Raw genomic sequence first — 207 nt, 5'->3', positions numbered from 1 at the left:
AGCCAACATTTTATTGTAGACGAAACGAACGCAACCGAAGGTTTTCGCAAGAAATTGCTCTTGTTCTTGTGTTGGGTACAGACGGAACTTATATGCTTTGTTTGCCATATCGAATCACCTCACTTCATACCTTGATTTTCTATATATTTCTTTATCACTTCAATGGGCGCACCACCCGTTGTGAGTAAGCAAAAGCTTCTCAACATC

General features: G+C 40.1%; 1 protein-coding gene and 1 pseudogene. Both read right to left on the bottom strand.

Going from position 1 to position 207, the window contains the following annotated elements:
• A partial coding sequence (locus TEPIDINF_RS15190) for a helix-turn-helix domain-containing protein (protein WP_421692419.1) occupies nt 1-108 on the bottom strand: 108 nt, incomplete at its 3' end.
• An 11-nt stretch (nt 109-119) separates the two neighbouring features.
• Nucleotides 120-207 (bottom strand): annotated as a pseudogene (locus TEPIDINF_RS15185) (IS200/IS605 family transposase); the annotation flags it as partial.

This window comes from Tepidibacillus infernus (genome assembly GCF_048898065.1).
In the GTDB taxonomy this organism is placed as follows: Bacteria; Bacillota; Bacilli; order Tepidibacillales; family Tepidibacillaceae; genus Tepidibacillus_B; species Tepidibacillus_B infernus.
Note: the sequence above shows the minus strand (reverse complement) of the source record. Positions and strands in the feature narration are given on the sequence as shown.